13 protein-coding genes are annotated in these 17531 nt (G+C 43.7%); 7 read left to right on the top strand and 6 right to left on the bottom strand.

Features of this window, described 5'->3' with window-relative positions; genetic code table 11:
* Positions 1–64: 64 nt before the first annotated feature.
* The gene (locus tag HMAT_RS24590; protein ID WP_158656121.1) at positions 65–2674 is read right to left on the bottom strand and encodes a hypothetical protein; all 2610 of its coding nucleotides are present in this window, start codon (positions 2672–2674) and stop codon (positions 65–67) included.
* Positions 2675–2927: 253 nt separating this feature from the next.
* Here HMAT_RS24590 and HMAT_RS24585 point away from each other — a divergent pair, with 253 nt between their 5' ends.
* The 3 genes from HMAT_RS24585 to HMAT_RS24575 all read left to right on the top strand — a co-directional run bounded on the left by HMAT_RS24585 (position 2928) and on the right by HMAT_RS24575 (position 7783).
* Entirely contained in the window at positions 2928–4760 is a 1833-nt protein-coding gene (locus HMAT_RS24585) for a hypothetical protein (RefSeq protein ID WP_305852150.1), read from the top strand.
* Positions 4761–4784: 24 nt separating this feature from the next.
* Entirely contained in the window at positions 4785–6371 is a 1587-nt protein-coding gene (locus HMAT_RS24580; RefSeq protein ID WP_104385484.1) for a sulfatase, read from the top strand.
* Positions 6372–6658: 287 nt separating this feature from the next.
* Positions 6659–7783 (top strand): MBL fold metallo-hydrolase, encoded by a 1125-nt coding sequence (locus HMAT_RS24575; RefSeq protein ID WP_104385483.1) that lies wholly within the window; start codon positions 6659–6661, stop codon positions 7781–7783.
* On the opposite strand, the gene HMAT_RS24570 is transcribed toward HMAT_RS24575, so the two are convergent.
* On the bottom strand, positions 7784–8599 hold the full coding sequence (locus HMAT_RS24570) for an AraC family transcriptional regulator (RefSeq protein ID WP_104385621.1): 816 nt from the start codon (positions 8597–8599) through the stop codon (positions 7784–7786). It abuts the gene before it with no gap.
* 346 nt (positions 8600–8945) lie between these two features.
* Between HMAT_RS24570 and HMAT_RS24565 the strand changes: the two genes are divergently transcribed.
* The 3 genes from HMAT_RS24565 (at position 8946) to HMAT_RS24555 (ending at position 11470) form a co-directional block, all read left to right on the top strand.
* A complete protein-coding gene (locus HMAT_RS24565; RefSeq protein WP_104385482.1) occupies positions 8946–9548 on the top strand; it encodes a TetR/AcrR family transcriptional regulator in 603 nt (200 codons plus the stop codon).
* A gap of 74 nt (positions 9549–9622) precedes the next feature.
* Positions 9623–10900, top strand: coding sequence for an MFS transporter (locus tag HMAT_RS24560; protein WP_104385481.1), 1278 nt, complete (start codon positions 9623–9625; stop codon positions 10898–10900).
* Positions 10901–10915: 15 nt separating this feature from the next.
* Positions 10916–11470, top strand: coding sequence for a cysteine hydrolase family protein (locus tag HMAT_RS24555; RefSeq protein WP_104385480.1), 555 nt, complete (start codon positions 10916–10918; stop codon positions 11468–11470).
* A 90-nt stretch (positions 11471–11560) separates the two neighbouring features.
* Here the strand turns inward: HMAT_RS24555 and HMAT_RS24550 are convergent, their stop codons facing one another.
* From HMAT_RS24550 to HMAT_RS24540, 3 genes are read right to left on the bottom strand one after another with little or no spacing between them, the layout of a single operon-like run.
* Complete coding sequence (locus tag HMAT_RS24550; protein ID WP_104385620.1) at positions 11561–12145, bottom strand: Crp/Fnr family transcriptional regulator; 585 nt, start codon at positions 12143–12145, stop codon at positions 11561–11563.
* A 10-nt stretch (positions 12146–12155) separates the two neighbouring features.
* Positions 12156–12878 carry a response regulator transcription factor gene (locus HMAT_RS24545; RefSeq protein WP_104385479.1) on the bottom strand — a complete coding sequence of 241 codons (723 nt, stop codon included), beginning with the start codon at positions 12876–12878 and terminating at the stop codon, positions 12156–12158.
* A complete protein-coding gene (locus HMAT_RS24540; RefSeq protein ID WP_104385478.1) occupies positions 12847–14265 on the bottom strand; it encodes a sensor histidine kinase KdpD in 1419 nt (472 codons plus the stop codon). Before HMAT_RS24540 ends, HMAT_RS24545 begins: the two co-directional genes overlap by 32 nt.
* 131 nt (positions 14266–14396) lie before the next feature.
* On the opposite strand from HMAT_RS24540, the gene HMAT_RS24535 reads away from it, so the two are divergent.
* The gene (locus HMAT_RS24535) at positions 14397–15806 is read left to right on the top strand and encodes an alpha-L-fucosidase (RefSeq protein ID WP_104385477.1); all 1410 of its coding nucleotides are present in this window, start codon (positions 14397–14399) and stop codon (positions 15804–15806) included.
* Between the two features lie 90 nt (positions 15807–15896).
* Here HMAT_RS24535 and HMAT_RS24530 read toward each other — a convergent pair whose 3' ends face one another.
* Complete coding sequence (locus HMAT_RS24530; protein ID WP_158656119.1) at positions 15897–17507, bottom strand: RagB/SusD family nutrient uptake outer membrane protein; 1611 nt, start codon at positions 17505–17507, stop codon at positions 15897–15899.
* Positions 17508–17531 lie beyond the last annotated feature (24 nt).

The raw sequence follows: 17531 nt of genomic DNA, 5'->3' as shown, positions 1-17531 counted from the left end.
TATTAACAACGCACAGATCATTACACTAAAACCTGTATATCAACACATTAAAATATTAATATTTTTATTCTAGGCTATCTTTGAAGCTCTTTGGATAAGCTTCACCATATAGTCTCAGGTAGACCTGGCAAAAATTATCATAACACTGCAGCGCCAGGCTGTGGTAGCCAAGCTGGAGCAGTGAACGGCATTTATAAACCATTGCCTCCGCATTGATCTCGTCAAAATAAAATATTTTATTACAGATCTCGATAATCAGTTCAGCATTTTCGGTGACCTGCAGATTTTCGATAAAATTTCCAAGGGTCGTCAATACCTGAATGGACATCTCACTTTTAAAGTGGTCGAGCCATTCGTAATCGACTTCAAAGAGGAAGCCACCTTTATCAATAATATGCAGCAATTCACGAATTTCCTCTTCGGTGAAACTTTTCTTGTTCAACACCAGTCTACTGAACCGCAGGTAGTCGATATATACTTCATCAAGGGGTTCGATGCACCAATAACCACTTTTTTTGGTTACCCTAAAGTCTCCCATCTGTTCCAGCAAGCTGTTGAGTTTAGCAATATTTACGGATCTGTTGTTTCGTGCGCTCGACTGCGTTTTATCGGACCAAAATAGTTCGGTCAATTTTTCGGAACTGATCCCCCTTTCCCAGCGTACGGTATAGATAACGAAGATCAGCAGAAGTTCCTTCAATAAAGGTGAAAACTTTTTGGTGATTTCCTTCCCATCGCCATCCACGATCTGTATGTCGCCACCAAAGAGAAAGATCCCTGCCGTATGCTGTATCGCTGTTTCTGCGGCGAATTCCTTTACCGTAATTTGCTGTTCAGGGCTTGGTTCTGACTGATGGACGGCTTGTACTGCCTGCTCCGGGGTGACATTCGAGGGAGATACAGGATTATCAGCTATTAATTTTGGCACGCTCTGCTTTACGCGCTCTCCTCTTTTTCGATACAGCCACCAGCCGATAAGCAGTGCGATAAGCGTCAATGTACCAAGTAATACGTAGCGTAACAGAAGTGGATTTACCACGGTACGCATCCCCTGCCCTACGGCCAGGGGTGGTCCCATCAAGGTATAAATCGATGCCTTTGTCAGATCAGTCTTGTCATCATAGAATAGCGTGATGGCAACAAAGGATTTGGACTTCGGTGCATAATAGAGATCAGCGAAAGAACGAATATCATGGAAATCAAATGGAATTGTATTTCCCAAAAATCGGGGTTCGGTTCCCTTAAGGTTAGACTCTATCAGTTGAAGATGGCTTTTGAACTTGTTATTGGGAAAGATCAATCCATAAAAAGCTTTACGGCTGTCATCGACGACCAAACTGTTTGCCCAAACTGTTTCGGCAAACTGGGTTGAAAATTCATGGATTTTAAGAGCCTTTCTTTGCTGGAAATCAAGTCTTAGAAAATCTGTTGATACACGGGGACTCAGCATCTGGTCACCCGTGGAGCTACCGTATCCTCCCGCCAGATACACGCCGTCTTTGCCCTGCCCCATTCCTGCCAGGTAATGCGGAAAGATCTCATCACCGGCAAAGGGGATACTATCCCAGGACTGACTGGGAATATGATAGCGCAGCACACCCGATGTATATTTAAAATGGCCGTAGCCGCCGATCATATAAATACTGGTATCCGAACGGTCGAAGTATTTATTGAACAGCCAATAATGTGTCCCTACAGCAGGAAAATCAAATTGTTTCGTCCAGGAACGCGTAGTTGAATCATAAGCCGAAACAATCTTCTGGTCGATGGAAATATTCAGCACCTTTTTCTGTATGGGATCAAATAAAGACTGGCTGCCATTGACAAGCAGGAGTTTCCCGCCCACATATTCCTGCGTACGCAAATCTGTTCCACCGATCTTACCGATTACAATACGTTTGTTGCCCACAAAAAACAAGGTTTCTTCAGTCTGGTCGAAGGCCACGCTTGCCTGTCCTTCCAGGGTAAATGTAGCCTGCTGTTTCCATTCGCTCCGTTGCTGTTTGATCCAGATGGGATTTATGGTTTCTGCCTTATTTTTCTGCAGCACATCCGAGCTAGTGTTTCCTGCATATTCATTTAATGGCCAATGGAATTTTAGCCGGCCGTTGTCTTCGATTTTGATATCTTTGAGCCGCATGGGTGGTACATCCATGGTCTGAAAGTTTTTGATGGCATTTGCACCAAATACAAGTTTGAACCGTGTACCGAAATTTTTATTCAATTTGTAACTGTATCGTTTTCCAGCACATACAAAATAGACTTCTCTTCTGTCCGCATCGAGTTCCAGGCGCATAGACGTCCAATTGTAATACAGCCAGGCGGGTGGAATATTAAAAGATACTGGTGTAAAATCCTCGCCAACCACCAGCTTGAAATGTTTATCCTGGTCAGGACGCCGGTCGTACATGAGGTCAATATTGACACCATCGTCTGTGATCAGCCGAAAGATATAACCGAAATAATCCTGCTGAAAAGGTAGAAAAGACAGGTCAAAGGCAACGGAAAGCTTGTGCTCAAATGAAAGTGACTCCCGGGCACCGATCAGTAGGCTTGTACGCTTGTCAGCTTCTCTATTGTGGCTGGCAAATTCCAATCCATACTGTGCCGCTCCGATCCTGCAGATCAGTAAAAACAAAATACACAACAAAAAACGGTTCGATATTCCCTTCACAATTTAGATTTAGCCTGATCTCAAAAATATAAAATTTTAGATAGAAACCGAACATTTATCCAACTATTAACAGCCCGTCAAAGCAACCTATTTTTTACTACGAACAAAGACATATGATGGTCTCCTACGTCGCCTCCATTCGGGTAAAAATATCGCTACGGACCAGAGTAGAATTGGGATGTTAAGGGATAATGCCTATATTCGGGAAGCATTCATCCAATTGGCTACAATAGCGCATAAACCATCAATCAATATGAAATTACCCACGTGCTGGATCCGATCGACACTGATTACTTTACTGGCAATATGTTTTTACCTGAACAGCAGTGCTTCACAAGCCCCCAAGATCGTTTATCTTTCCGATTACGGTGTGCTTCCCAATACCGGGACCAATAGCGCTGTTACAATCAATAAAGTCCTTCATACAATTCTCAGAAAGGCCAATAGAAATCAGTCTCTCGTTTTAAAATTCAAAAAAGGACGCTATGACTTTTATCCCGAGGGCGCATTATCACGAACATACTATATTTCCAACCACGATCAGGATAATCCCAAGATAGTAGGTATCGCATTCGAACAATGCAGCAACCTCACGATCGATGGCCAGGGTTCGGATTTCATTTACCATGGCCGGATGTTGCCGATTGCCCTGATCGAGAATAAAAACCTGACTCTTAAAAATATTCATATAGATTTTGAACGCCCCCAGATCTGCCAGGTCCAGATCCTGAAAAATGATACGATTAATGGCACAATCGTTTACAAGACAGCTCCCTGGGTGACCTATCAGATCAAAGACAGTGTATTTTATCATACCGGTGAAGGCTGGGAAATGTGTCCAACATCAGGCATCGCCTTTGAAGAAAAAACCAAACGTATTGTTTACAATACCAGTGACATTGGCGTAGGGACAACAAAGGTGACCGAGCTTTCGCCGGGTGTTATCCGAGCGGAGCGATGGAAGAATCCAAAGCTTATTCCGGGCACCATCGTGGCCATGCGGGCAGGACATCGCCCCAGCCCTGGTGTTTTTGTCCATAAAGGCAAAGACATTCAACTCGAACATATCAGCGTGCATTATGCCGAAGGCATGGGTTTATTGGCACAGCTCACCGAAAATATCAGCCTCGAAGGATTTCAAGTTGCGCTGCGTGACGATCAAGATCCGCGGTATTTTACAGCGCAGGCTGATGCGACCCATTTTTCAGGTTGTAAAGGTGTTATTGTCTCGAAGAATGGGCTATATGAAAATATGATGGACGATGCGATCAATATCCACGGCACTTACCTCAACATCACCGCGAGACTGGACAATAAAACACTGATCGGCCGCTATATGCATGACCAGTCCTACGGATTTGACTGGGGTAATGTCGGAGATACCGTACAGTTTATCCAATCGGGGACGATGGAACTTTGGGACCAGAAAAACCAGATTCAATCCATTCAGATATTGCGGGATAAAGAGCGTGATCCGATCCGTGAATTCAAGATTACTTTCAAACAAGCGCTCGATCCGGAAATAGATCCTGCGAAAACAGCGATCGGTATTGAAAACCTCACCTGGACACCCCGCGTTGTTTTCAGCGAAAATACCATTCGTCACAATCGTGCACGTGGTGCTCTGTTCAGTACACCGAGAAAAACCCTTGTTGAAGGGAATCTCTTTGACCATACCTCAGGCACTGCAATCCTGCTCTGCGGCGATGCCAATGGCTGGTATGAGACCGGCAGCTGTCATGATATTGTGATCCGGCACAATACATTTATCAATGCCCTGACCAATATGTTTCAATTTACCAATGCGATTATCTCGATCTATCCTGAAATTCCGGATCTTAAAAATCAAAAAAAATATTTTCATAGCGGTATAGTCATCGAAGACAATCTTTTTGAGACCTTTGACAAACCTATCCTCTATGCGAAATCCGTGGATGGTCTTGTTTTTCGCAACAATCGGATCCGGACAAACAGGGCGTATCCTGCGTTCCACTGGAATAAAAAAACCTTATTCTTCGAGCGTGTCATTCACGATGAAATTTCGAATAACACCATCGATGGGCAGAAAAGTGAGTTAACAAATTAGATCAGTAGTCAACCTTTTGTCGCTATGTTATCCTTCAAAAACAATAGATTACTGATCTTATCGCTGCTATGCAGCAGCATAGGATCAGGGGCTCATGCCCAAAGCCCGGGCCGTGCACAAGAACGTCAAGTAACCGAGCGCCCCAATATTGTGGTATTTTTTGTGGATGACCTGGGCTGGCAGGACATGTCCGAACCATTCTATACCACCAAAACAGCTATTAATGAGAAGTTTCATACACCACATATCGAATCACTGGCCAAAGATGCCGTCAAGTTTACCAATGCTTATGCAACACCGGTGTGTACTCCTTCGCGTGTGAGCTTTCTAACAGGTTTAAATGCAGCACATCATCGGGTTACAAACTGGACAAGTCCCAAAGCCAATACACCGACAGATAGTAAGGATGAGTTATTGAATCCGCCGGACTGGAATATCAATGGATTGAGCCCTGTACCCAATATTCCCCATACGGTCTATGCTACGCCATTTCCAAGTATCCTTAAGGCCAACGGCTATTATACCATCCATATCGGTAAAGCCCACTGGGGATCAGCTGGTACTCCAGGTGCCAGTCCGCTCAATTTGGGTTTTATGGTCAATGTGGCGGGCCATTCGGCGGGACATCCACAAAATTACTATGGCGAGCAGAACTATGGCAATCTTCCGGGCAAAACCAGTTACCAGGCTGTACCGGACCTGATGGAATACCATGGTTCATCCACTTTTCTGACCGAGGCACTGACGCAGGAAGCGCTGAAAGCACTTGCCGAACCTATTCGTCGCAAAGAACCCTTTTTCCTTCATTTCTCCAACTATGCTGTCCATGTCCCGATTCAGCCCGATCCACGGTTTGTACAGCGATACCTTGACCAGGGTCTGGATTCTACCGAAGCAGCTTACGCCTCTTTAGTGGAAGGCTATGACAAAAGTATGGGTGATATTGTTCAGTTTCTAAAAGACAAAGGCGTGTACGATAATACAGTGATCATCTTTTTGAGCGATAATGGCGGACTCAGTCTCAGCCCCCCGCGTTCGGGAGAAGCCCATACACAGAATCTGCCACTCAAAGCCGGTAAAGGTTCACTTTACGAAGGCGGCATCCGTATTCCACTGCTGATTAAACAGGCCAGCGGACATAGCGGGAGCAGCAGCTCGGCACCGGTCATGGTCGAAGATCTATTTCCAACCATCCTCCAAATGGCAAAAGTAAAAGAGTATCAACTCATACAACAAAAACCAGACGGCAAGGACCTGACAGGCCTGTTAACGGGAAAGAACGACGAAAGTTGGAATAGTCGCCCCCTTATCTGGAATGTTCCCAATAAATGGACCGTACCCGATGGCCCCGGTATCAATTTCTTCTCTGCTGTACGCCAAGGCGACTACAAGCTGCTTTACGACATGAAACAGGGAAAATTAGAGCTCTATAATCTGCAGGAAGATATCGGTGAACGCAACAACCTCGCTCCCGGAATGAAGGAGAAAACCAAAGCACTTAGCAAGCTCCTTTCCGATCAACTTCGGAGATGGAAGGCACAGCTGCCGACTTACAAGGCTACCGGACAACAGGTCCCCTATCCTGATCAACTTAAATCTGTTGACCAATAGCTTTTATTGGTAACAAAATAGTCTTCTATTTTGGTTTCAACGCTTATAAAAGCCTTTGCAATCCAATTGCAAAGGCAAAATCATACAGTCTGTTCGTAAACACCTGTAACCAATAAGCCGCTGTAAGCCGCGGAATAGATGCGCTGCTGCCTGAGGCTCAAACAATGGGAAACAGAAGAATGAACCATACGGCACATCATGAGCCGTACAGAACATAAAAACTGAGCTTTACACAAAAACAATTGCTGCCCCACCGGCCTATCTTTGTGTTATAAAATAAGTTTAAGATGAAAACAAAACACAAGGCTACAGGCTTCTTCCGATTTTTGAAATGGTCCGCCCTGACACTTGTTGTTCTCATCGGTTTAATCACTTTATATATGATGCATCCCCAATTTGGCAAAAGGCCTTCAGGCGAAAGACTTAAGCGTATCGAACACTCTAAGCAATTCAAGGATGGTAAATTTCGCAACAGCAGTCCGACACCACAGCTGACACAAAGCTGGACGATAGCCCTGTCCGATTACCTTTTCAAAAAATCAGACGAGACCAGCCCCAAAGCCAAGATACCTTCGGTTCCTGTCAATTGGGATAATCTTTTTGCCAAAACCCATGGTTTGGTCTGGCTGGGGCATTCCTCCTATCTATTGCGTACAGATGGTAAAACGATCCTTGTCGATCCGGTACTAAGCGGTAGTATATCGCCCATACCGGGCAGTGGCAAAGCCTTTGCAGGAGCTGATGTAACCACAGCCGATGCCCTTCCAGCCATTGATTACCTTTTTATCTCACATGATCATTACGATCACATGGATTACAAAACGCTCAAAACGCTGCAACCTCGAGTTGGCAAAATAATCGTTGGACTTGGTGTGGGTGAACATCTGGAATATTGGGGCTATCGTAACGATCAGATTATTGAAAAAGATTGGTGGGAAGAGATCGATCTGGGAAATGGATTTCATGTAACGGTCACACCGGCACGGCATTTCTCCGGTCGCAGCATCTGGTCGGCTAACACACTTTGGGCCTCCTATGTGCTTGTGACGCCAAGCCGCAGATTATACCTTGGCGGAGACAGTGGCTACGATACCCATTTTAAAGAAATCGGTGACAAGCTGGGCCCATTTGATTTGGCCATCCTCGAAAATGGACAATATGACCTGAGTTGGAAATATATCCACATGATGCCCGAAGAAGTGGTGCGGGCGGCAAAAGATCTACAGGCAGCGAAACTATTACCCGTTCACTCCTCTAAATTTGTCCTTGCCAACCATGCATGGTATGAACCGTTGGAGCGCATTTCAAAAGAGGCCCTGCAGCAGCAGCAAACATTGATTACGCCACGTATCGGTGAGGTTGTCGATCTGGATCATGCCCATGACGGTCCTAGCTATTGGTGGAAGAACTGATCATGCGATGGAATTGATTGTCGACGGTGTTATCCCAAATTTGTCTTTAAAAGAAGCATAAAAATGGGAAAGGTTTTCAAAGCCAAGATCCAGGTAGATATCCGCAGGTCTTTTTCGTTTATTTTCGATCAGATAGTAAGCCTCCGAAAGACGCTTTTCCTGCAGCCATTTGCGGGGCGAAGTGCGGAATATCTTTTCAAAATCACGTTTAAAACTTGCTAGGCTCCGGCCGGATAATTTGGCAAAATTCTCCAAAGGAACATTATACTTATAATTCTTGACCATAAATTCCTCCAGGTCAATCTTAAACGGTTCGGAAAAATCAAACAACAGGTCTTTTAAGGATGGATATCTTTCCAATAACAAGGTGATCAGTTCGTAAATCTTGATCGTTTCCATCTGGGGGCTGACGCGGTCCGAAGCCTCCGCATAAGGCGCCAGCGACTCAAAATAACTTTTGATAAAGACATCACCGTCCAGGAGAATATTTGTATCCGACTGCTGCTTCCTATCCGAAGAGAGCTGATGATCCAGGGCATACTTCTTGAGCCGGTCCGCATGGAGCATGATGGATATAGACTGATAAGCCGAATTTTTCGAAGGATGTTTGAACGCCTTTGCCAATTGATTTCTCCGGGCGACCAATATCTGCCCCTCCTTTGTCACCAGCTTTCCCTTTTCATGGTCAAAATGGGTTTCACCGGATAGCTGGAACAGCACCACATGTTCAGGAATAAACTGTTCATGACCAAAAGCCTTATCCACATAACAGGAATATAAAAAAGCCTTTCCAAAATCTTTTTCTTCCATATTCATTATATTCAATTTTATCAATTCGTACAGCGATAAGCCGCCCCCGTACAAAAAGCGGAACCTATCTCCCAAGATAACAAATATCCTTTGCTTTTTGGAATTTTCATTTTCCGTACAGCTCAAATTAAATGTTCCCAAAAGCTCATTTCAAAAGTAATGACTATTTGCACAACGTTCGATCAATTCGTCGGAAACGAAACCCTGAAACATATTCATTTCCCATCTCATGAAGAAAAAACGACGCTAATCAGTACCACATCTCCTATGAACTATCGGATAAAAGCATTTTGACAAATTTTGTTATTTTGTCAAAACAACTTATATTTGTATCAACGCATACCTTTACAACATGTACAACGAACGGGATCAACTTGCCGACCAGATACTCCAAGCAGCTTCAGCACTATATCTCAAATATGGTCTTAAGAAGGTGACGATGGACGACATTTCCAAAGCAATAGGCAAGACCCGAACAGCAGTATACTATTACTTTAAAAACCGTGAAGAGGTTTTTGACGCCGTATTGGACGCTTTGGTCAAAGAAGTTGTACAGGAAATACAGACAGCCATGAATGCACAAGAGTCTATTGAAGCTAAAATTGAAGCATTCTGCCAGACCAAAATAAGAACTTCCGAGGCGAAAAAACCATTCTTTACCGCTATTGAAGTAGGCATGAATGCCGCTGAAAAAACAAAATATACACAGGCCATGGCTTTCGTGCATCAACAGCTGATGCAAGCCGAAAGGAAAATGCTTTCGACAGCGCTTCATGAAAGTATGCAGCAACAGGAAATCAGACAGCTAACAGTAACAGAGGAAGATAACCTTATTTTTATACTCCTAAGCGGCATCAGAGGAATAAAACGCGAAATGCTATTGAAAAATAGTTTCGAAGGCCTAAATGCGACGATATATACATTGGTTGCTATGGTCGATAAATGGCTTAAATAATTTTTTTGAAACAGTTTTGACATTTAAACATTTTTTGTCAAAACGTATAATTAATATATCTTTTTAACAGGATCATGCAGCATATCAGTAATATAAGCACGTTTCGTGCTTTTAGGAGCAAAAATTACAGTTTATATTTCTTTGGTCGCTCAGTTTCCCAACTTGGTACCTGGATGCAGCGCACAGCTGTGGTCTGGGTTGTATACAGCATGACACAATCCGCTTTTATGCTCGGACTGACCATCTTTGCCGAACAGTTTCCCTCCTTTCTATTTTCCGCATTTGGAGGGGTTGCGGCAGACCGCTACAACCGCTACAAAATCATTCAGATTACACAGATTGCCTCGCTGATCCAGGCAAGCCTGCTTGCAGTCCTTGTTATGCTAGGCCACAGCAATGTATGGACGATTCTTGGCCTCAGTGTCTTGTTAGGGATTATCAACGCTTATGACGTTCCTGCAAGACAGTCCATGATCAATGAAGTTGTGCAGGAGCCATCCGATTTACCGAGTGCACTGTCTCTCAATTCGGCGATGGCCAGTTTGGCAAAACTGGTCGGTCCAGCACTTTCCGGAATCGTCCTGCACAAGTTTGGCGCAGGAATCTGTTTTTTGATCAATGCCGCTAGCTTTGCTGCTGTAATGCTATCTATTTCTTTTATGCAGTTCCCCAAAATAGGGACGAGAATGCAGCCCCCCAAGCATGTCTTTACCGAGCTAGCTGAGGGATTTCGTTACATCAGACAGGAGTCTACGATCGGCTGGGTCATCCTGATGCTGAGTATCGTTGGGCTATTTGTCCTTCCTTATGACACGCTTATCCCGATCTACGCGAAGGAGATCTTTAAGGGAGATGCACAGACCTTTGGTTATATTACCAGTTTTATTGGCGCGGGAGCAGTACTTGGGACAATCATACTTGCGTCATTGCGGGCCACCGCATCCATGCGTAAAGTACTGATCGGAAGCACATTGATCCTCAGTATTGGATTGATCTGTTTTTCTCAGCTGCATCTATTTATTCCGGCCATGTTTTTTGCAGCCCTGACAGGATTAGGCTCAGTTGTGCAATTTACAGCCTGCAATATTATTGTACAATCCGAAGCTGCACCCGAAATGCGTTCACGTGCCATCAGCATCCTCCTGACCGCTATTTTCGGCATGCTTCCATTGGGAAGTCTTATCATTGGTACAATATCCGAAAAAATCGGTGCACCGACCACCCTCTTTTTTCAGGGACTTGCCGGCCTGATCATCGCTTATATTTTTTGGAAGATCTTGGTACCGAAGCAAAAAGCATTGCTACAATCCGAACAAATTATACTGGAAGAATCAGACAAACAATCACTTTAAACATTATATCACACAATGAAAAATGACAATACCGCATTGCTGGTCATGGATATGCAATCAGCAATTCTACAATCGCTCCCGGAGGCAGCACAATTGATCGAAAACACGAAGCAGGTTATCGCAAAGGCTCGTATCGAGCAATTGCCGATCATTTATGTAACCGTAGGTTTTTCGCGGGGAATGCCCGAAATAAGCCCCAGGAACAAAGTTTTTTCAGCAGTAAAAAATATGCTTGCTGCTCTAGATATGCAGGAGTGGATGCGTATCCACCCTGCCCTTGCCCCCCAAGATCAGGATATCCGTGTAGTCAAAAAACGGTTCAGCGCCTTTACCGGAAGTGATCTCGAGCTTATCCTTCGTAGTCAGCAGATTACGCATCTGGTACTCACGGGGATTTCTACCAGCGGCGTTGTGCTCTCGACCTTGCGCGAAGCTGCCGACAAAGATTATCAGCTCACGGTTATTTCGGATTGTTGTATGGATCAGGACGGAGAGGTTCATAAGTTTTTGATGGACCGTGTCTTTCCGAGACAAGCCGAAGTGGTATCACTGGCCAACTGGGCCGTATAATCCCGTCCTCAGCCTTGTTTTCGGACAGATTAAATACGCACACGATACCTTTCGACGCTTTTTAGTCATCACAAAGGCACCGTGTGCGTATTACTTACCTGTAGCAAGTCTTTTCCTTATGATACTGACAAATTCGGGTGAAACACCAAGATAAGATGCGATATAATATTGTGGTACCCGTTGCGATATCGTCGGATATAAGTCGATAAATTCAAGATAGCGTTCAGTTGCAGGTCTGGCCATGGTGTGGATCAGCCTATTTTGTAGCACAGCAAGCCTGCGCTGCACCAGCATACGAAAGACCCGTTCAAACTTTGGAATAGTATCCAGCAGTTTTTCTTTGGTCTCCGGTGTCAGCATAAGGAGTTCACATTCTTCTAATGTTTCCATATACAAGCTCGAAGGTGAATGGTAATGAAAGGAGGCGATATCACTGATCCACCAATCTTCGACCGCAAAGGCCAAGGTCACCTCAAAACCATTTTCATCCAGATAATAGATCCGTACGCAGCCTTTCTGGAGATATCCTTCAAACTGGCAGATCTCCCCCTCCTGCAACAGCATGGTTTTCTTGGGGACTTTGCGTGTAGTTAACAAATCAGTAAACTGTGTTATCTCTTCATCTGCCAGTGTTATACACTTGGATACGTTGTTGAGGATATTTTCGTATAGCATATCATTTTTGTTAAACTGGTTTATTTTCATGTAAAATATAACCGGCACCATAAATACTTTCGATATGGAGCATCTTATCGATCTGCAGCAATTTACGGATACGCGAGATAAAAACCTCCAGGCTTTTGCCATTAAAAAAATCTGTATTCCCCCAGAATAGCAAAAGAAGATCCTTTTTGTTGACCAACAGATTTTTATGTAAGATCAGATGGCGCAGTAATTCCGCTTCGCGGATGGTCAACTTTTGTGCTTTTCCTTCGCTATCCATCAAGCTATAACGCTCCATATCGAGCGACAGCTGCCCGATCCGCAGTCCGGTCTCTGACAGGGTATCTGGTATGGGAGCTGCAGCTACGGCCAACAAATTGCGAATTTTAAGCAATATTTCATCCATATCAAAGGGTTTAGCTATGTAATCCACTGCCCCAAGAGATAGTCCTTTGAGACGTGATGTCCGTTCGTGCAGGGCTGTCAAAAAGAAAATCGGCTGCCCGCCCTTCAGTTGTACAATCTCCTGAGCGAGATCAAAACCATTCCCGTCCGGTAGCTGCACATCTATAATCAGCAATTTAACCACATGTTCCCCAAAAGCCTCCAGTCCGGCTTTCATCGTGCATGCCCAGACCACACTAAATCCCTTGTAGCGGAGATAGCGTGAGAAAACCTCGCCCAGATCGGGTTCATCTTCGATCAGCAGGATATCAATCCTGTTTTTTGCTATTGAAATCCCCATTGTCAATGTAAATATAAAAAATAGTGCCGCCACCCGGTCTGTTTTCCAAACGGATTGTCCAACCTAAGCGATCCAGACAAGATTTCACGTAGTATAATCCTAATCCAAGTCCGGGTTTACCTCCCGAAGACTGCCCACGATAGAAAGCCGTAAATAGCGCATTCCTATCCGATGGGGCAATGCCCCGTCCATTATCTTCAATCTTCAGGCAATATTGTTCAACTTTGCTCTCCCAGCTCAATCGAATGGTTTTCATGGAATGGTCGTTAAATTTGATGGCGTTTGAGATCAGATTGTCCAGTATTGAAAAATAATAGCCTTCATCCAGTTGCAGTAGCAGTTCCTGCCCTAGTGGTATATAGTCGATTTCAATCTCTCCTTGGTAACGCAGGCGCAGTTCGTCCAAGATTTCCATTGTAAATAAGTCAAGGGGAACCTGTACAATTTTTGCCTGCTGTTCCTGTAAAGCAACGGATCCCATCACCTGTTCAAAATAGTCCTTGAGCCGTTTTGCCTGCCTTTCGACCACGCGCCCCAACTGAGCCACCTCTTTATTGCCCGGATCAGCTTCCCGATCGATCAGGCTATGCGCACTGACCAAGATTGTTGTCAATGGTGTATTGAATTCATGCCGCATATGATTCAAGAAACTTGTTTTCAGATCGACAAGTTTACGTTGATTGACCCAATTTCTGTAAGTTCTGTAGCTCAGCAGCACAATAACAGCTATACAGGCCAGGGAAAGCAAAAACACGGGTGCCATTTGTTGTACGATCCGCCAGTTGCGATTTTCATAATCCACATAGAGACTATAAGTAAAACGGTAAGGAATCGGAGCTCTGTCGCTGACGGCCAACTGGAACACCCGATTATTGAGCGAACCCCGTTTAAGTGAGCCACTGATGGCCGACATGTTATCAGCACTCGTACTTTTGTAAAATACTTTCCAGGCATTTTCTTTTGGGTTGTAGAGTTCCAGCTCATCAAAATGAAACAAGTAAACCAGCGCTGTATCGAGCTGCTGCTGCTGGACGATCCGAGAAAAGATGCTGTCCAGCGACTGCCTTTTGCGCATGCTAGCGAGAAACTGTTCCATCCGTAGCTTACCATACTGATGTGCATCTGGCGAATGCTCCATGACTTTCTTAAACCAGGTCTGAAGATACGGAACCAATTCCGCCTGAAATACGGCATCCCCACCGGGAAAGATCTTATCATCCATAACAGCTGCACCGTATTCATTTTGGATCAGATTGAGCTGTCCAATCTGATAGTTTTTATCTTCAAGTTGATAGGTATTGAAGATCAAAAAGCCAATTAAGGCCGTTAAGATCAAGAAGCTTGTCCCAAATGCCCAAGGATATATATTTCTATTGAGGCTATTCATAGTTTAAAAATAGCATCTATTTACCGATTCAAGATACCTATTAGGTTTTTATTAGGCTTTCATTAAGCTTTTGTTAGGCCGATGATACACCGATTAACTGTACTTTTATAGTTATAACAAATTAGCAAATTATGTCCAAAATTTCACAAACACTACTTTACAGCCTATTTTATCTTTTGTTGGGTAATACACTACTCGCACAGTCCAGTTTTTCGAAGAAAGTTCTTGAGCAGAGCCAGCTCGATTTTGTTAACTTAGGATTTGGAATGTTTATTCACTACGGCATGCCTACCTTTATGGAACAGGACTGGTCTGATCCCAATGCTCCTTTGGATCTGTTCAAATCACCGAAACTCAACGCGGACCAATGGGCCAAGGCAGCTAAGTCGGCCAATATGACCTATGGCTGTCTCACCACCAAACATCATAGCGGTTTTCCGATCTGGGCCACCAAAACCACGGATTACAACGTTATGAATACCCCTTTACACCGTGATGTGGTGAAGGAGTTTACCGATGCCTTCCGTAAAAATGGTCTACGCGTAATGCTTTACTATTCCATTCTGGACATGCATCAGGGGATACGCCCGCATACGATTACCAAAGCACATATCCAGTTGATCAAGGATCAGCTCACAGAATTATTGACACAATATGGTGAGATCGATGCCCTGGTTATTGATGGTTGGGATGCCCCTTGGTCGCGTATTTCGTACGATGATGTTCCTTTCGATGATATTTATTATTTAGTCAAATCATTACAGCCCAAATGCCTGTTGATGGATCTCAATTCGGCTAAATATCCGGGTGATGCGTTATTTTATACCGACATCAAATCCTATGAACAGGGAGCGGGACAGTTTATCTCCAAAGAACACAATAAGCTGCCAGCCATGGCCTGTTTGCCCTTACAGCAAAATTGGTTCTGGAAAACATCATTTCCAACCGCACCAGTAAAGGATGTGAAGGAACTTGTGGAGAAATTCGTTATTCCCTACAACAATGCCTATTGCAACTTTATGCTCAATGTAGCTCCCAATAGTGATGGTTTAATGGATCAAAACGCCCTTGATGCCTTAAAAACCATCGGTACATTGTATAAAAACAAACCTAATTACAGCACATTGCCAAGCTACCAGGCTCCAATTGTTGATCACAATATTGCCAAACAAGTCGCTTCTTACAGCAGCTGGGGTGAAGATATGAATATTATGGATTTTGCCAATGATGATAATTTTGGTAGCGCTTGGGTATCCAATCCACAAGCCAAAAAAGAAGTATGGTACGAATTGGATTTTGAGCGTAGCAAAGCTTTCAATAGTGTGGTCATCACCGAGGGTAAAGACAATCCATCACACTATAGTTTATCTTACCTCAAAGGTGGTAAATGGCATTCCATTTCAGCCACACCAGTGCAACAAGGCCGAATTAAGATCTTTCGTTTTGACGAAGTCCTTGGAGAAAAATTACGCTTCAATATCCACCCCGAGAAGGGTAGCGCGGTCATAAATGAGATCGGTGTTTACCAAGAAAGAAGGTAAACATAGGCTATACACCACTATATAAAACAGCAAAAATTCCCGATCGCAAAGCGTCTCGGGAATTTTTGTTTTCATCTTTTACCATTCCCTTTATTTCCATAGTGGATTCTGAACCAATACCCCTTTAGAAGCATCAATTGCAGATTGAGGTATCGGCCAGACATAAAATTTTGGATTATTAAAATACCGTGTATCAACTACAGTTTTCAAGTATTTATTTTTATGGCCGTTTTCTGTACTTATAGAGGCAATGCCATCCGGCGCATGAACGGTATATATCGGCCCCTGTAGAACCTGTTCTCCTATTTTCCAGCGCAGTATATCAAAATACCGAAGTCCCTCCCCTGCTAATTCTATCCTTCGTTCATGTCTGATAAAAGTACGTAAACTAGATTGATTCATTGCCCAGCCATTCAACGCAAAAGTCTGCTCGACAGATGGCATATTTGCTCTGGTCCGAATCTGGTTTAAGACGGCGATAACTTCATCTGAAGGTCCTGATAATTCATTTTGTGCTTCAGCATAATTCAATAAAACCTCGGCATAGCGAAAAGCTTTCCAATTGTTTGTTCCGGATCGGACATAATCATATCTGTCCACATTTTTGGTCCATGAAAAACCTGCCCGAGAACCAAGGTCACCACCGATTCTATCACCAGCATTATTAAATGGGTCATACTGATTTATATTGGAAAAAAAAGGATAAGGGAACATGTCCCCCGGACACAATATCGTCTCCCTTAGCCTCGGATCCCTATTGCCAAAGGGGTCTGTTGACTTATAACCGGGATCCTTAGTGAAAGGATAATATCCATTTTTACTTTCATAATCATCTACCAATTCCGCCGTAGGCCCAAGAATATTACGACCGTTCATTAAGGCCTGAGACCCCAGAATATCTCTCAGGCTGTTCTGCTTAACGGACAAGGTATACCCAAAGGACCAAATATCCTCTGCCGAATAATCACCATCCTTTTGGAAAAAATTATAATAGTTCGGATAGAGGCTATAAGTCTTCATCGCCATCAGTTCTCTGGAAGTAACCACCGCCTGACTAAATTGATCATTATAAAGACAAGCCCTAATTTTAAGAGCCATTGCCGCACCTTTGGTCGCCCGCCCCAAGTCTGCACCTGTATAAGACTGTGGTAAATCTGCTGTGGCTTCATCCAGCCATTGAATAACACTTTTTATAATCTCCGATTTAGCAGTTTTAGGTAGATCTGCTTCATTTGGATCCTTAATCAGACTATTAACAAAAGGAATATCTCCATAGAGTGTAGTCATAATAAAATAGCGGTATGCTAAGACAAATTTAACTTCTGCAATCAATCTTTTTTTCAAATTGACCTCCATGCCCGGAACCTGGTCTACGTGTTCGAAAAAACTAAATGCCTGTCGCATCGGTGAATAATTCCATTCTTTTCCACTGATGGTCGGATCTTGGGTGCTGTTGCCAAAGCGTTTTGTTGTCAGATCATTGCTAATACCGTTATCGCTCATTCCCTCATAATATACAAAATTATCCTGAGGCATAAAAGTATACATTCGGGTTGCGAACATTACCGCATCCTCCGAAGACTGCCAATACGTTTCATCTGTGATCTGATTCAGAGGAACATGATCCAACATATTTTTTTTACAAGCTCCTGTCATGATGCAGAGCGCCATGATACCTAATAATTGTGTTAACTTTATCATTTGATTACGCATTATTTTATATTT

Source organism: Sphingobacterium sp. HMA12, from assembly GCF_002933815.1.
In the GTDB taxonomy this organism is placed as follows: domain Bacteria; phylum Bacteroidota; class Bacteroidia; order Sphingobacteriales; family Sphingobacteriaceae; genus Sphingobacterium.
Note: the sequence above shows the minus strand (reverse complement) of the source record. Positions and strands in the feature narration are given on the sequence as shown.

What these genes read in the sequence shown, in the direction of transcription:
- HMAT_RS24560 (WP_104385481.1), top strand. Translation starts at nt 9,623, where the DNA reads ATGCAGCATATCAGTAATATAAGCACGTTTCGTGCTTTTAGGAGCAAA.
- HMAT_RS24530 (WP_158656119.1), bottom strand. Translation starts at nt 17,507, where the DNA reads ATGATAAAGTTAACACAATTATTAGGTATCATGGCGCTCTGCATCATG.
- HMAT_RS24535 (WP_104385477.1), top strand. Translation starts at nt 14,397, where the DNA reads ATGTCCAAAATTTCACAAACACTACTTTACAGCCTATTTTATCTTTTG.
- HMAT_RS24580 (WP_104385484.1), top strand. Translation starts at nt 4,785, where the DNA reads ATGTTATCCTTCAAAAACAATAGATTACTGATCTTATCGCTGCTATGC.
- HMAT_RS24570 (WP_104385621.1), bottom strand. Translation starts at nt 8,599, where the DNA reads ATGAATATGGAAGAAAAAGATTTTGGAAAGGCTTTTTTATATTCCTGT.
- HMAT_RS24540 (WP_104385478.1), bottom strand. Translation starts at nt 14,265, where the DNA reads ATGAATAGCCTCAATAGAAATATATATCCTTGGGCATTTGGGACAAGC.
- HMAT_RS24585 (WP_305852150.1), top strand. Translation starts at nt 2,928, where the DNA reads ATGAAATTACCCACGTGCTGGATCCGATCGACACTGATTACTTTACTG.
- HMAT_RS24575 (WP_104385483.1), top strand. Translation starts at nt 6,659, where the DNA reads ATGAAAACAAAACACAAGGCTACAGGCTTCTTCCGATTTTTGAAATGG.
- HMAT_RS24555 (WP_104385480.1), top strand. Translation starts at nt 10,916, where the DNA reads ATGAAAAATGACAATACCGCATTGCTGGTCATGGATATGCAATCAGCA.
- HMAT_RS24545 (WP_104385479.1), bottom strand. Translation starts at nt 12,878, where the DNA reads ATGGGGATTTCAATAGCAAAAAACAGGATTGATATCCTGCTGATCGAA.
- HMAT_RS24550 (WP_104385620.1), bottom strand. Translation starts at nt 12,145, where the DNA reads ATGCTATACGAAAATATCCTCAACAACGTATCCAAGTGTATAACACTG.
- HMAT_RS24565 (WP_104385482.1), top strand. Translation starts at nt 8,946, where the DNA reads ATGTACAACGAACGGGATCAACTTGCCGACCAGATACTCCAAGCAGCT.